The organism is Sphaerisporangium perillae (genome assembly GCF_023276435.1).
Lineage (GTDB): Bacteria > Actinomycetota > Actinomycetes > Streptosporangiales > Streptosporangiaceae > Sphaerisporangium > Sphaerisporangium perillae.
In genome coordinates this window covers 126,306-140,524 of record NZ_JALLPO010000015.1, presented here as the reverse complement: position 1 = coordinate 140,524, position 14,219 = coordinate 126,306, and the positions used below count along the sequence as shown (strand labels likewise).

Genomic DNA, 14,219 nt, shown 5'->3' with positions numbered 1-14,219 from the left:
CCGTGGTCTTCGACGCGCACCGCCACCTCGGCGTGCTCCCCGCCTACCCCTTCTACGGCGGCCCGCCCGTGCGGCCCGACGTGACGGCGCGGGCCACGGTGGAGCGGCTGCTGGAGGACCTGCACGCCGAGGGCACCCTTCGGGCCCTGGTGCTGCCGAACTACGGCGTCCCCGACCCCGAGGTCGCCTTCGGGTTCAACGAGCTCTGCCTGGAGGCGGCCGCGCGCGACGACCGCGTCCGCTGCGGGCTGTGGGTCTCGCCCAGGCCCGAGGACGCCGAGCGCACGTCGGCGGCGCTGGCGCTGGCGGGGGAGCCCGGCGTGCGGGCGCTCAAGCTGAGCTTCCTGCTCGGCGGCCGGCCCACCGATCCCGCCTGCCGGCCCGCGCTGGACCGCATCTTCGCCGTCGCCCGCCTCCACGACCTCGTCGTCCACGTGCACACCTCACCGGGCGCCGCCTCCGACATCGACGAGGTCGGCCACCTGGTCGAGTGGTACGGCGACGAAACGGCCGTCCACCTGGTCCACTTCGGGGGCGGGATGAGCGGCCACATCAAGCTCGCGGGATCCCGGTTCTTCGACTGGATCGCGGCGGGCAAGCGCGTCTACACCGACCTGTCCTGGGCGATCGGCTTCGCGCCCCGCTGGCTGGTCCAGGAGATCGACCGGCGCGGCATCGGCCACGACCGGGTGCTGTTCGCCAGCGACGAGCCCTGGGGCGACCACACGGGGGAGCGCGCCCGGCTCGGCGCGGCGGTGGGCGACGGCGAGCTCGCCCGCCTGATGTTCCACGACACCTTCGAGAAACTCTACGGCTGACCCTCCACGCGTCCCGATCACGAACCCCGACCCCGGACCTCCATCACGGACCCCGACCACGGACCCCGACCACGGACCCCGACCACGGACCCCGACCACGGACCCCGACCACGGACCCCGACCACGGACCCCGACCACGGACCCCGACCGGCTCGACAAAGGAGACACCATGCCCGACCTGACCGACCTCGAGAAGCAGAGCCTCACCGAGATCCCGCACCCCTCGCTCCCGGAGGGCTCGAGCCTCTACGGCGGCACCAAGGTATTCCCCGACTACCAGGCGGAGAACGGAGAGTCCTACTTCACGCTGGTGCACGGCATCGCCCACGAGTCCTCGGTCAGCTTCGTGGCGATATTGCAGGCCACCAGGGCGCTGCGCAAGGGCTTCGAGTCCGCCATCTACTTCTACGGGCCGGGCTCGCTCAACTGCCTGGCGACCCGCGGCTTCCCCACCACGGGCAGCTCGGCGTTCCCCGGCGAGCACAACATCAACAACTCGCTCAAGACCTTCATCGACGAAGGCGGCAAGGTCTACTGCTGCCGGTTCGGCCTGTCCCTCCACGGTGCCCGCGAGGAGGACCTGATCGACGGCGTCATCCCCACTCATCCGCTGGACGTGCAGGACGCCCTGATCCACTACGGCCGCAAGGGCGCGATCATCAACTCGACCTACATGTTCTAGGAGGTCACGCGTGAGCGTCGGTACCAGGGTCGATGTGGCGATCAGGGGCGTGCGGGTGGACGCGCCGGTGCGCCGCGCGGGCGGAGCGGGACCGAGCGACGACGGCCACCTGGTCATGGGTGGCGCCGGCGCGGCGATCCCGCTGAATCCCGACAGTCCGTATATCGTCCGCGACGGCACACTGTGGCTGGGGGAGACCGATCTCGGCCTGCCGGTCCGGCCGGTCCGCCGGCCACGGTTCTACGACCTGGTCACCGACCTCGGCGTCCCGTACGAGAAGATCGCCAAGCTGCACGGCGTGGACGTGCTGGCCACGACCGTCGTGCAGACCTGCGTCCGGTACGGCGAGGCCGACCGCTGCCGCTTCTGCACCATCGAGGAGTCGCTCAGAGCGGGAGCGACCGTCGCCGCCAAGACCCCGGCACAGCTCGCCGAGGTCGCCGAGGCGGCGGTGCGCCTGGACGGGGTACGGCAGATGGTGATGACCACCGGCACCACCAGCGGTCCCGACCGGGGCGCGCGGGTCCTGGCCCGCTCGGTGCGGGCGGTCCTCGAAGCCGTCCCCGGCCTGCCGATCCAGGTGCAGTGCGAGCCGCCCGCCGACCTGGCGTGGATCGCGGCGCTCAGACAGGCCGGGGCCACCGCGATCGGCATCCACGTCGAGTCCCTCGACGAGCGGGTCCGCCGCCGGTGGACGCCGGGCAAGGCGACGGTGCCGCTGAGCGCCTACGAGGCGGCCTGGGACGAGGCGGTGCGCGTGTTCGGCCGCAACCGCGTCTCGACCTACCTCCTCGCCGGCCTCGGCGAGGACCCGGCGGAGCTGGTCGCGGGCGCCGCGCGGCTGATCGAGCGGGGCGTCTATCCGTTCGTCGTGCCCTTCCGGCCGATGAAGGACTCGCTGGCGGGCCGGGACGGCGTGCCGGCCCCCTCGCCGGACGTCGTCCGCGAGGTGACCGAACAGGTGGCGGCGCTGCTCCGCGCGGCCGGCATGACAGGGGCGGAGCAGAAGGCCGGATGCGCCGCGTGCGGCGCCTGCAGCGCCCTCGCCGTGGCGGGCGGGTGAGGCGGATGACGGCGACCTTCGACCTCGACGCCGCCTCCTACGGCCTGGCGCGCGAGGCGAGCGCAGGATCGATCTGCGACGTGCTGCTCGGCGGGCGGCGGCCGTACTTCCTGATCGAGGAGGCGGACCGGGCCGCGACCAAGGCCTACCGGGCGCTTCGCGCGCAGGTCTTCGTGCGGGAGCAGGGGCTCTTCCACGGTCATGACCTGGACGAGCACGACGACGACCCGCGCACCGTGGTGCTGGTGGCCAGGAACCGCGCGGGCGCCGTCCTCGGCGGCGTCCGGCTCGGCCCGGCCGGGGAGGGCCCCGACATCGGCTGGTGGCGGGGTGGCCGCCTGGCGGTCGACCCGTCGGTACGGGGTGGCTCCGGCATCGGGCCCGCGCTGGTCCGGGCCGCCTGCGCCCGGGCCGAGGCCGCCGGGGCGCTGCGCTTCGAGGCCACGGTGCAGGCCCGCAACGAGCGGATGTTCACCCGGCTCGGCTGGCGGGCCGTGCGGAGCGTGCCGGTGGCGGGCGCCCCGCACGTGCTGATGCGCTGGCCGGTCGGGCGGATCGCCGCGCTCGCCGCCGGCACCAAGCAGGCGCTCGGCCCGCTGCTCGCCGGGCTGGCCCCGGGAGGCGCGGGGTTCGTCGGCGACGACGGCGCCCCCGTCCCCGGCAGCGACCTGGTCGCGGCCTGCGACGCGATCCTGCCCGCCATGGTGGAGCGGGACCCGGAATGGGCCGGCTGGTGCTCGGTGCTGGTCAACCTCAACGACCTCGCCGCGATGGGCGCCACGCCGGTGGGCCTGCTGGACGCTCTGGGCGCCCGCGACGCCCCGGCCGCCGCCCGCGTGCTCGGCGGGCTGCGCCGCGCGGCCGGCGCGTACGGCGTCCCGGTGCTGGGCGGGCACACCCAGCTCGGCGTGCCCGCGTCGCTGTCGGTGACCGCGCTCGGCCGCACGGCGGACCCGGTCCCCGGCGGCGGCGGGCGCCCAGGTCACCGGGTCCGGCTCACCGCGGACCTCGGCGGCGGCTGGCGGCCCGGATACACCGGGCGGCAGTGGGACTCAACCACCCGCCGCCGCACCCCCGAACTGCGGGCCATGCTGGGCGCGGTCGCCGCCGCCCGCCCCGCGGCGGCCAAGGACGTGTCGATGGCCGGGGTAGCCGGCACGCTCGGCATGCTCGCCGAGGCCTCCGGGTGCGGCGCCGTCCTGGACGTCGCCGCGGTCCCCCGTCCGGGCGCGGCCACTATGGGCGACTGGCTCACCTGCTTCCCCGGCTTCGCGATGCTCACCGCGGACGCGCCGGGCCGTCCCGGGCTCGACGCCGGGCCCGCGACCGGAGCCGAGTGCGGCGAGCTCGTCCCCGGGCGAGGGGTAGCGCTGCGCTGGCCGGACGGCGAACTGACCGAAGTGATCACCGGCCCGGTGACCGGACTGGGCGCGGCGTGAGCCGGCCGGGTGCGGTCGGTCGCGAGCCGTCGGGCGAGAAGGGCTGGCGATGAAGGTACGCATGGGTGCGGTGGCGGCGCCGTTCGACCGTGACGTGGAGGCGTGCTTCGCGACGATCGAGCACCTCGTCGCCGAGGCGCGAGCCGACGGCGTCGGGTTGCTCGCCTTCCCGGAGGCGTGCCTGGGTGGCTACCTGCTCAGCATGGACGGCGACCCGTCGGACGTCCCGCCCGCGCTCGACCCGGACGGGCCGGAGATCCGGCGGCTGGCGGCGATCGCGGGTGACATGGTGCTCTGCGCGGGCTACTGCGAGTCCGCCGGGCCCTGGCGTTACAACAGCGTGGTGTGCGTGACGGGCGACGGCGTGCTCGGCCACCACCGCAAGGTCCACCAGCCGCTGAGCGAGGACGCCTCGTTCGCGGCGGGCGGGGGGTTCGCCGCGTTCGACACCCCCGTCGGGCGGCTCGGCATGATGATCTGTTACGACAAGGCGTTCCCGGAGTCGGCGCGGTCGCTCGCGCTGGACGGGGCGCAGATCGTGGTGTGCGTGTCCGCCTGGCCGGCCAGCAGGACCGATCCGTCCCCCGATCTCGCCGACGACCGCTGGACGCGGCGCTTCGACCTGTTCGACCAGGCACGCGCCCTGGAGAACCAGGTGGTGTGGGTCTCCGCCAACCAGTCCGGCGCCTTCGGCACGCTCCGTTTCGTCGGCAGCGCCAAGATCGTCGGCCCCGGCGGGGAGATCCTCGCCCGCACCGGCGTGCCCGGCGGCGTCGCGGTCGCCGAGGTGGACGTCGAGCAGGCGCTGGCGACGGCCCGCCGCTCCATGGGCCACCTGCGTGATCGCCGTCCCGACGCCTACGCCTGGGGCGCCGGCGTCTCCACGGTCGCCGCCGCCGGGAGATCCTGATCCCGTGATCCGCATGGCCGCGGCCTCCGCGCACTTCGGGCGGGACCTGGAGTTCGACCTCCAGCGCATCGCCAAGCTGGTCGGTGACGCGCGCGCGGCCGGTGCCGCGCTGCTGGTCCTGCCCGACGCCTCGCTCGGCGGCTACCTCGCCGACCTGCGCCATCCCGACCCTGAGGCCCTGCCGCCCGCCCTGGAACCCGACGACCCGATCTTCAAGCGGCTGAGCGCGCTGGCCGCCGAGATGGTGGTCTGCGCCGGATACTGCGAGGCCGCCGGGCCGGTCCGCTACAACGCGGCGGTGTGCCTGACCGGGGACGGCGTGCTCGGGCGGCATCGCAAGGTGCACCTGCCGGCCGGGGAGACCGTCGCCTACACCCCCGGTGACCGGTTCGACGCCTTCGACACCCCGGTCGGACGGATCGGGATGCTCATCGACTATGACAAGACCTTCCCCGAGTCGGCGCGCAGCCTGGCCGTGGACGGCGCCGAGATCCTCGCCTGCCTGTCCGCCTGGCCGACCAGCATCACCAACAGGGCGCCCCGGATGGCCCAGGACCGCCAGTCCCGCCTGTTCGACCTGTACGACTGCGCGCGGGCGGCGGAGAACCAGGTCGTGCTCGCCTCCTCCAACCAGACGGGGGCGATGGGCGGCATGCGCTTCCTCGGCCAGGCCAAGGTGGTCGGCCCGGGCGGAGACGTCCTCGCCCGCACGTGGTCCAAGGCCGGGCTCGCGGTGGCGGAGCTGGACGTGGCCGCGGAGATCGCCACCGCCCGGCGGGTGCTGAAGCACCTGGACGAGCTCAGGCCCGGGAGCTACCGGTGAGGATCGCCGTGCGGGGCCACTCGACCACGCTGAGCCCCGGAGGTCATCGGTGAGGATCGCGCTGCTGACCTACTCGACCAAGCCCCGGGGCGGGGTGGTGCACACGCTGAACCTCGCCGAGGCGCTGGCCGCCGCGGGCCAGGACGTCACGGTCTGGACGCTCGCCCGGGGCGGTGACGCGGGCTTCTTCCGCGCGGTGGCCCCGGCGGTGCGGCAGGTGCTCGTCCCCTTCCCCGACATTCCCGGGGAGACCACGGGCGACCGGATCCTGCGCTCCATCTCGGTCCTGCGTCAGGCGTTCGACCCCCGGCGGTACGACGTCGTGCACGCCCAGGACTGCATCAGCGCCAACGCCGTCGAGGACTGCGTGCGCACCGTCCACCACATCGACCACTTCACCACTCCCGAGCTGGTCGCCTGCCATGAGCGGGCGATCGTCCGGCCGCACACCCACATCTGTGTATCCTCGGCCGTCGCACAGGAGCTCGCCGCCGGCTGGGGGATCACCGCGACGGTCATCCCGAACGGCGTCGAGGCGGAGCGGTTCGCCGCGGCGGCCAGACAGGGCGACGGACGCTGGCGCGCCCGGTTCGGGCGGTACGTGCTGACGGTGGGCGGCATCGAGCCGAGGAAGGGGTCGATGGACCTGCTCGAGGCGTACGCCCTGCTGGCCGACCCGGATCTTCGCCTGGTCGTCGCGGGCGGGGAGACCCTGTTCGACTACCGCGACTACCGGGCACGATGGGAGGACCGCGCGGCCGCCCTGGGCGTCGAGCCGGTCGTGCTCGGCCGGATCGACCACCAGGAGCTGCCCGCGCTGGTCGCGGCGGCGGGGGTCTTCGCCTTCCCTTCCCTCAAGGAGGGGTTCGGCCTGGCCGCCATGGAGGCGCTGGCGGCCGGGGTGCCGCTGGTCACCCGGGACCTACCGGTGTTCAGGGAGGTCTTCGGCGGCGCGGCGCGCTTCGCCTCAGGCCCGCGCGGCCTGGCCGGCCAGATGCGCGAGGCGCTGTCGGCCCCCGACCCCGAACGCCTCGCCGCCGGCCGCGCCCTGGCCGCCCGCCACACCTGGCCGCAAGCCGCCGCATTGCACCTCAAGCTGTACGGATCCCTCTGAGACGTCCTCCGGAATGCCGAACCTCTTGATCATCGCTCCTGGCGGCGACAGCATGACCCTGGCCACATCTCCCAGGGCCGTAATTGTATGACGCATCCAATAGCCTGGAAAGGCAGGAACATGGCACCTTTCAGCCGAGGCGGGGCCGGCGTGCACGGGAGGTGCCAACTCGTACGGGCCCCAGACGCGGCCGGACCGCCAGGCGGAGATCCGCGCCGTCACGGATGTGATCGGCGGTCGGCGGCCACGTCGATGAGGGCCGTGACGAGGGCGGCCAGGACGAATGCGATGTTGACCAGGAGCGCGTGCCGGAAGGCCACCGTGTAGTCGCCGTGCGTCGAGGCCACCTGGGTGAAGAACGCCGAGCCCACCGCCGCGATGCCGATGGCGGAGCCGATCCGCTGTCCCGTCTGCAGGACGCCGCCGGCGGCGCCGGCCCTGGCGACGGGGACCTGCGACAGCGCCAGCGTCTGGTTCGGTGAGATGACCATGCCGTTGCCGAGCCCCGCGACGAGCAACGGCGCCGCCAGCGCCCATCCCACCTCGTGGCCGGGCACCAGCCGCACGGCGAGATCCGTGGCGGCCAGCCCCACCGTGACCAGCACCAGCCCGAACGCGACCAGCGGGCGGCCGAACCGGGCGACGACCCTGCCGCCCAGCGCGGCGCTCGGCGCCGATCCGAGAGCGAACGCCGTGCTGGTCAGACCCGCCTGCAGGGCCGAATAGCCCACGCCTTCCTGCAGGTACTGGGTCAGGATGAAGAAGATCGCCGTGAGCCCGCCGAAGTACAGCGTTCCGAGCAGGGTGCCGAGGGCGTAGGAGCGCATGCGGAACAGGGAAAGGTCCACCATCGGGTCGTGCCGCCGCCCGTACCGGCGCTCCCAGCCGGTGAACCCGGCGACCACCAGGAACCCGGCCGGTATCAGCAGCCACCTGGCCTGGCCGTGCCACTGATGGGCCTCCACGAGCGGGAGGAGCGTCAGAGAGATGCCGGCGGCCAGCAGCAGCACCCCCACCGGATCCATGCTCTCCCGCCGCCGGTACTCCGGTGAGCCCCCGGGCAGATACCGGTAGGCCAGAAGCACCGCGAGAACGCCGATCGGCACGTTGACGTAGAAGACGTAACGCCAGCCCTCCTGATGGCCGCCCACCTGGATGAGCAACCCGCCGAGCAGCGGGCCGACCGCCGTGGAGATGCCGACCGTGGCGCCGAACAACCCGAACGCCCGGCCCCGCTCCGCGCCCCGGAAGAGCTGCTGGATGAGCCCGCTGATCTGAGGCGTGATCACCCCACCGGCGGCCCCCTGCACGACCCGGGCCACGACGAGCCACCTCGACCCGGGGGCGACTCCGGCGAGGACGCTCGCCAGGGTGAACATGGTGACGCCGAACACAAAGGCCGTACGCCGGCCCCGCATGTCACCGAACCGTCCGGCCGGCACCAGCACGAGCCCCAATGCCAGCGCGTACCCCGACACCACCCACTGCAGGTCGCTCGGCGAGGCGTGGAGCCCCGCGCGGACGGACGGCAGCGCCACGTTGACGATGCTGACGTCCAGCAACGTCATGAACCCGGCGACCAGGCAGACGCTCAACGCCTTCCACCGGCGCGGGTCAGGACCTTCCCGCCCGTGCGCACCCGGCGTCCCCCCGGAAGGCGCCCCGGCACTCATCCGGCCCACTCGCCGGCACCCCGGCCATCTCGGCGGTCGATCGTAGAGTGCCTTCCTGAACAAGCGGACAGCAACGCCACCCGGGCCCCTACCCGCCCACCTCCAAAGACCATCATCAACAACCCTCAAGGACCAGCGTGCGACCTTCCGATCCCGGGTGGAGTCCCCATGGCGTGACGGGGGGCAGCCGTTGGGAAGATGCGGGGGTGGGGGGGTGTTGAGGGGCGTTGGGTGGTCTGCCGGTCCGGCGGGCCCTCAGCGGAGGGAGACGAGCCGGTGAGCTACGAGGAGTACCAGCGGGGGACGATGTTCTTCGAGGCGAAGGACTACCCGGGTGCGGCGCGGATTCTCGCTTCGATCGTCGAGCGGGAGCCGGGGAACCGGGCGGCCGTCGAACTGCTGGGGCGGGCCTACTTCCACAGCGCCCAGCTTGGCCGCGCGGAGGAGACCTTCCGGCGGCTGCTGGACCTGGATCCGGCGAACGGCTGGGCGTACGAGGCGCTGGCCCGGACGCTGGAGCGCTGTAGCCGCGCCGACGAGGCCCGGCGCTACCGCAAGCTGGCTCTCGCCATGGGGGCGGAGCAGGTGAGCGAGATCGACGTGTCCGTGTACGCGGCGAACCTGGCCTGATCGAGCGGCTACAAGGTCAAGATGGGCAGCCGCAGGACGAAGCGGGCGCCGACGGGGGAGTCCTCGATGGTGAGGGTTCCGCCGTGGTGCTCGGCGATGTCCCGCGCGATCGCCAGCCCGAGGCCGGTCCCCTGGAGGTCCTTCTTGCGGGCCGAGGGCAGCCGGGTGAAGCGCTGGAACACCAGCTCCCGCTGTTCGGGGGGGACGCCCTCACCGTCGTCGATCACCTGCAGCATGGCCTGGCCGTCGTCGCGGCCCAGCAGGATGGTCACCGTCGAGATGGCGTGCCGTTCAGCGTTGTCCAGCAGGTTGGTCAGCAGCCGCACCAGCTGGAGCCTGTCGCCGCTGACCACCACGCCGGACTGGAGGTCCAGCACGACGCGTTTACCGCGAGGACGGCGGCCGACCTCGCCGCGCACCAGTTCGGGCAGGTTGATGTAGCTGCGGCTGACCTTCTCGCCGGAGTCCAGCCGCGCGATCACCAGCAGGTCGGTCACGATGGCCTGCAGCCGGTCCAGGCTCGCGACCACCGCCTCAGCCATCTTGACCCAGTCGGTCTCGTCCGGATGAAGCAGTGCCTCCTCCACCAGAGTGCGCATGGCGGTGATGGGGCTGCGCAGGTCGTGCCCGGCGTCGGAGGCGAAGCGCCGCTGCCGTTCCACCGCCTGCTGGAGCCGGTCCAGGGTCTGGTTGACGGTCTCGGCCAGGTGGCCGATCTCGTCGTGGTGCGGGAGGAGCGGCACCCGGCGGCTGAGGTCCGAGGCGGTGATCTCGGCCAGCTCCTCGCAGACGTCGTCGACGGGGGCGAGCGTCTTGCGGACGATGCGGTAGGTGCCGATGGCCGTGACCACCATCAGGAACAGGGACGTGCCCGTGACGAGCGCGAGGAGCTTCGCATCGACGTACCAGGGGACCACGGGGGCGGCGCCGTAGACGAGCCAGTCACCCTGGGGCCGGTAGTGCCGAAGGACGACGACGTTCAGGCAGGTGTCGGGGAATCCGGGGGGCGAGCAGATCACTTTGTGCGCCTCGGCCATCTCGGCCGGCGGGGCGAAGCCGGCCAGCCGCGGTTTGCCGATCATGGCCGCGGTCGCGGCGATGACGCGGCCGGTGTCATCGACCACCTGGGCGTACTTGACGTCGTCCTCGGGCTTGATGATCGGGGTCAGCTGGCCCTGATGGACCGAGCGGGCGATCCGGAGATCGGCCAGCGTGATGTCCTGGGTCTGGTGGCTGATCGCCAGGCGATACAGTCCCAGGAAGACGAGCACGCTCACGCCCAGGCACGCCAAGGCCGTCACGACGCTGGCGACCCACGTCAGCCTGGTCCGCACGGACCGGTCGTGCCAGAGCCTCACCGTGCCCCCCTGTCCGCCTCGTGATCACCCTAAATCCGCATCATTCGAGGTCAGGGCAGTGGAAGGGCAAGATGCCACAAACTATGGATCAAGGACATGCAGTGCGCGGGGTGCCCGGTTCATCGTCCGGCCCCCACTTTCGGTGCATTCCACTACATCACCGACTTGGGCTCCGTAAAGGTCAGGTACGTGGATGCCAGGTTCGATCGCCAGGGTCATGCCCGGAGCGAGCACGGTACGGTCCGCGGCGGTGAGCCAGGGCCTCTCCTGCGGGTCCAGCCCGACGCCGTGGCCCGTCCCCCGCGTGGCGTAGGGGCCGTACCCGCTCTCGTCCAGCACCGTCCAGGCGGCCGCGTCGACCTCCGCGGCCGTCACGCCCGGACGCACGGCGTCGGCGGCGGCGGTGCCCGCGGACAGCAGCACCGCGTGCACCGCGTCGAAGTCCTCCGGCGGCTCGGCCACGACGAAGGCGCGGCTGGCGAGCGCGTGGTACCCGTCGGCCCGCGCCGCGACCCGGATCGTCACCGCGTCGCCCGGGTTGATGACGCGGCCGGACGGCACATGACGAGGCCGGGCCGTGTTCTCCCCGGCCGCCACCACGACCGACACCCCGACCTCGGGATCGGGCCCGGCGGCCAGCCGCCGGGCCATGCCGTCCTCCGTGGCGCCGAACCAGGAGAGCTCCCGCGCCGCGGCCAGCACGCGGTCGGCCGCCGCCGCGGCCCGCTCGATCGCGGCGATCTCCTCCGGGCGCTTGCGCATGCGCAGCGGGTCCAGCACGGCCGAGGCCAGGACCAGATCGGCGTCGACGCGGAGCACGAACAACTCGTGCGCCCGCATCTCGCCGTCCACCCCGACCCGCGACACCGAGGCCGGGATGAGCTCGGCGGCCTGCGCCGCGTCCGCCGCGAACCCGGGCGGCAGGCCCGGGACGAGCACGAGGAACCCGGAGGCGTCGCGCCCCGCGACATAGCGCAGATCGGGGGAAGAGCGCAGCACCAGCGCGTCCAGGCCCGCCTCCGACATCCGCGCGAGGACGGCCGCCATGACCTCGCCGGTCATGCGGGCGGATGCAGCCAGCAGGACACCGGCCCGAAGGCGGGCTCCTTCTCGGCGCACACGTCCATCGCCACCGGGCACCGCGGGTGGAACCGGCATCCAGGTGGCGGGTCCGCCGGGTCGGGCACGTCTCCGGGCAGCTCCTCCGGCAGCCGGCCGAGACCGTCCGGCTCCGGGATGGCCCGCAGCAGCGCCTGGGTGTAGGGATGGCGGGGATCGGCCCAGATCTCGGCGGTCGGCCCGGTCTCGACGATCTTCCCCAGGTACATCACGGCGATCCGGTCCGCGATCAGCCGGACGACCGACAGGTCGTGGCTGATGAACAGCAGACCCGCGCCCGACTCGACGGCGAGGTTGCGCATGAGGGTCGCCACCTGCGCCTGCGCGGAGGCGTCCAGCGCGGAGATCGGCTCGTCCCCGATGAGCAGCGAGGGACGGGCCGCCAGGGCCCGCGCGATCGCGATCCGCTGGCGCTGCCCGCCGGAGAACTCGTGCGGATAGCGTTCGGCCATGCGGGCCGGCAGGCCGACCCGCTCCAGCATGCCGCCGGCGGTGGTCTCGCGGTCCCCGGCCGTGGCCAGGCCGTCGGCGATCTGCGCGCCGACTCGCCGCCGGGGGTTGAGCGAGGCGTAGGGGTCCTGGAAGACCATCTGGATCTTGGTCAGCGCCCGGTCCCTGCGGCGCAGGCCGAGGGGGGTGACCGGGCCGCCCTCGAACGAGACCGTCCCGCCGCCGGCGGGGACCAGCCCGCACACGGCGCGGGCGAGCGTGGACTTGCCACACCCCGACTCCCCGACCAGGCCGACCACCTCGCCGGCCGCCACGCTCAGGCTGGCCCCGGCCACCGCCCGCACGGCGGGCCTGCCCGGCGTCCGGTGGTCGACGACCAGGTCCTCCACGGTCAGCAGGCTCACGAGCCCTCCCTCGGCAGTGCGTCCGAGCCCTCGCCGGGCAGTGCGTCCGAGCCGTCCTTCGGTGGTGCGTCGGTGGGCGTCGCGGAGCCCTCCCTCGGCAGTGCGTCCAGGAGGGCGCGGGTGTAGGGGTGTTCCGGTTCGCGTAGGACCCGCCCGCGCGGGCCGGTCTCCAGCACGAGCCCCTCGCGCATGACGCTGACCTCGTCGGCGACCGCCGACATGACGCCGAGGTCGTGCGTGACCAGCAGCACGGCGAGCCCGAGGTCGTCGCACAGGCTTCTGAGCAGCCGCAGGACCCCCGCCTGGACGGTCACGTCCAGCGCGGTGGTCGGCTCGTCGGCGATCAGGACCTTCGGGCCGCAGGCGAGCGCGATCGCGATGGCGATGCGCTGGCGCATGCCGCCGGAGAACTGGTGCGGGTAGCGGTCGATCGCCGCCGCCGGGCCGGGGATCCGCACCTGCCCGAGCAGCCCGATCGCCCGGGCCCGCGCCTCGGCCTTGCCGAGCCGCAGGTGGTGCCGCATGTGCTCGGTGAGCTGGCGGCCGATCGTCAGCATCGGGTGGAGGCTGGTCGCCGGGTCCTGGAACACCATGGCGATCTCGCGTCCCCTGATCGCGTTCAGGTCGCGCTGGGACAGGGCGAGCAGGTCGCGCCCGTCGAGGAGGATCCGGCCGCCGGCGCGGGCGCCGTGCGGGAGCAGGCCGAGCGCGGCGAGTCCGGTCATCGTCTTGCCCGACCCGCTCTCGCCCGCCAGGCCATGGACGCGGCCGGGCGTGAGGACGAGGTCCACTCCGCGCAGGATCTCGTGCTCGCCGATGGAGACGGTCAGGCCCTCGACGCTCAGCACCGGCGCCGCGTCCCTTTGGTCGTTGGCGGTCAAAGCGCACGCTCCTTGATGGCGCGGGCCGTGCGCGGGTCCAGGGCGTCGCGCAGCGTGTCGCCGAGGAAGTTGAACGCGAGCACCACGGTCAGGATGGCCAGGCCCGGGAAGGTCGCGACCCACCAGCTGTCGAAGACCTCCACGCCGGAGGCGACCATCGCGCCCCACTCGGGGGAGGGGGGCTTGGCCCCGAGCCCGAGGAAGGACAGTCCCGACAGCAGGAGCAGCGCGGTGCCGATGTCGAGGGTGGCCAGCACGAGGATCGGCCCGGTGACGTTGGGCAGCACGTCCACGCGCAGGGACTTCCAGGCGGAGAAGCCGAGCAGCCGGCCGCTGAGCACGAACTCGCGTTCCCGCATGCCGAGGACCAGGCCGCGCGTCACGCGGGCGTACGCGGGCCAGGCCACGACGAGCACCGCCAGCACCGCGTTGGTGAGGCTGGCCCCGAGGGCGGCGGCGACGACCATCGCGAGGATGACGGTCGGGAAGGCGAAGACCAGGTCGGCGAGCCGCATGATCCCCTCTCCCACCCATCTGCCGAAATATCCGGCGCAGGCGCCGAGGAGGCCGCCGATCAGCAGCGACAGCACCACCAGCAGCAACGTCAGCGGGATGGACACCCGCGCGCCGTACATGATCCGGGACAGGATGTCCCGGCCGAGCTGGTCGGTCCCGAACCAGTGCCCGGGGCCGGGAGCGGCCAGCCTCGGCAGGTCCTGGGCCAGCGGGTCGTGCGGCGCGAGCAGCGGAGCCGCGGCGGCGATGACCAGCCAGGCCAGCGCCACCACCCCGCCCGCGATGGCGAGCGGCTGCCGCCATGCCTCGGGAAGGCGCGAAAGGATCCTCACGCCGGCC

The 14,219-nt window shown here is 73.3% G+C and carries 14 protein-coding genes; 8 read left to right on the top strand and 6 right to left on the bottom strand.

From position 1 onward, the window contains the following. Positions 1 to 2 precede the first annotated feature (2 nt). The 7 genes from MYF83_RS16800 (at position 3) to MYF83_RS16770 (ending at position 6,849) form a co-directional block, all read left to right on the top strand. Entirely contained in the window at positions 3 to 818 is an 816-nt protein-coding gene (locus MYF83_RS16800; protein ID WP_248961331.1) for an amidohydrolase family protein, read from the top strand. Between the two features lie 169 nt (positions 819 to 987). Continuing rightward, positions 988 to 1,500: an MSMEG_0572/Sll0783 family nitrogen starvation response protein gene (locus tag MYF83_RS16795; RefSeq protein ID WP_248961330.1), complete on the top strand. Its 513-nt coding sequence runs from the start codon at positions 988 to 990 to the stop codon at positions 1,498 to 1,500. A gap of 10 nt (positions 1,501 to 1,510) precedes the next feature. Continuing rightward, a complete protein-coding gene (locus MYF83_RS16790; protein WP_248961329.1) occupies positions 1,511 to 2,563 on the top strand; it encodes an MSMEG_0568 family radical SAM protein in 1,053 nt (350 codons plus the stop codon). Between the two features lie 5 nt (positions 2,564 to 2,568). After that, positions 2,569 to 4,002, top strand: a complete 1,434-nt coding sequence (locus MYF83_RS16785; RefSeq protein ID WP_248961328.1) for an MSMEG_0567/sll0787 family protein — start codon at positions 2,569 to 2,571, stop codon at positions 4,000 to 4,002. Between the two features lie 49 nt (positions 4,003 to 4,051). Next, positions 4,052 to 4,912 carry a carbon-nitrogen hydrolase family protein gene (locus tag MYF83_RS16780; RefSeq protein ID WP_248961327.1) on the top strand — a complete coding sequence of 287 codons (861 nt, stop codon included), beginning with the start codon at positions 4,052 to 4,054 and terminating at the stop codon, positions 4,910 to 4,912. A gap of 13 nt (positions 4,913 to 4,925) precedes the next feature. After that, positions 4,926 to 5,735, top strand: coding sequence for a carbon-nitrogen hydrolase family protein (locus MYF83_RS16775; protein ID WP_248961384.1), 810 nt, complete (start codon positions 4,926 to 4,928; stop codon positions 5,733 to 5,735). Between the two features lie 49 nt (positions 5,736 to 5,784). Continuing rightward, complete coding sequence (locus MYF83_RS16770) at positions 5,785 to 6,849, top strand: MSMEG_0565 family glycosyltransferase (protein ID WP_248961326.1); 1,065 nt, start codon at positions 5,785 to 5,787, stop codon at positions 6,847 to 6,849. 218 nt (positions 6,850 to 7,067) lie between these two features. Here MYF83_RS16770 and MYF83_RS16765 read toward each other — a convergent pair whose 3' ends face one another. Further along, positions 7,068 to 8,444, bottom strand: a complete 1,377-nt coding sequence (locus MYF83_RS16765) for an MFS transporter (RefSeq protein ID WP_248961325.1) — start codon at positions 8,442 to 8,444, stop codon at positions 7,068 to 7,070. A gap of 384 nt (positions 8,445 to 8,828) precedes the next feature. Between MYF83_RS16765 and MYF83_RS16760 the strand changes: the two genes are divergently transcribed. Further along, on the top strand, positions 8,829 to 9,152 hold the full coding sequence (locus tag MYF83_RS16760) for a tetratricopeptide repeat protein (protein ID WP_248961383.1): 324 nt from the start codon (positions 8,829 to 8,831) through the stop codon (positions 9,150 to 9,152). 8 nt (positions 9,153 to 9,160) lie between these two features. Here MYF83_RS16760 and MYF83_RS16755 read toward each other — a convergent pair whose 3' ends face one another. The 5 genes from MYF83_RS16755 to MYF83_RS16735 form a co-directional block, all read right to left on the bottom strand. Then, the gene (locus MYF83_RS16755) at positions 9,161 to 10,510 is read right to left on the bottom strand and encodes a sensor histidine kinase (RefSeq protein ID WP_248961324.1); all 1,350 of its coding nucleotides are present in this window, start codon (positions 10,508 to 10,510) and stop codon (positions 9,161 to 9,163) included. Between the two features lie 81 nt (positions 10,511 to 10,591). Then, positions 10,592 to 11,572 (bottom strand): M24 family metallopeptidase, encoded by a 981-nt coding sequence (locus MYF83_RS16750; RefSeq protein WP_248961323.1) that lies wholly within the window; start codon positions 11,570 to 11,572, stop codon positions 10,592 to 10,594. Beyond that, a complete protein-coding gene (locus tag MYF83_RS16745; RefSeq protein ID WP_308201463.1) occupies positions 11,569 to 12,483 on the bottom strand; it encodes an ABC transporter ATP-binding protein in 915 nt (304 codons plus the stop codon). Before MYF83_RS16745 ends, MYF83_RS16750 begins: the two co-directional genes overlap by 4 nt. Continuing rightward, positions 12,480 to 13,364 carry an ABC transporter ATP-binding protein gene (locus tag MYF83_RS16740; RefSeq protein ID WP_248961322.1) on the bottom strand — a complete coding sequence of 295 codons (885 nt, stop codon included), beginning with the start codon at positions 13,362 to 13,364 and terminating at the stop codon, positions 12,480 to 12,482. The genes MYF83_RS16745 and MYF83_RS16740 overlap by 4 nt, the downstream gene beginning before the upstream one ends. Next, on the bottom strand, positions 13,361 to 14,212 hold the full coding sequence (locus MYF83_RS16735) for an ABC transporter permease (RefSeq protein WP_248961321.1): 852 nt from the start codon (positions 14,210 to 14,212) through the stop codon (positions 13,361 to 13,363). Before MYF83_RS16735 ends, MYF83_RS16740 begins: the two co-directional genes overlap by 4 nt. Positions 14,213 to 14,219: the final 7 nt, after the last annotated feature.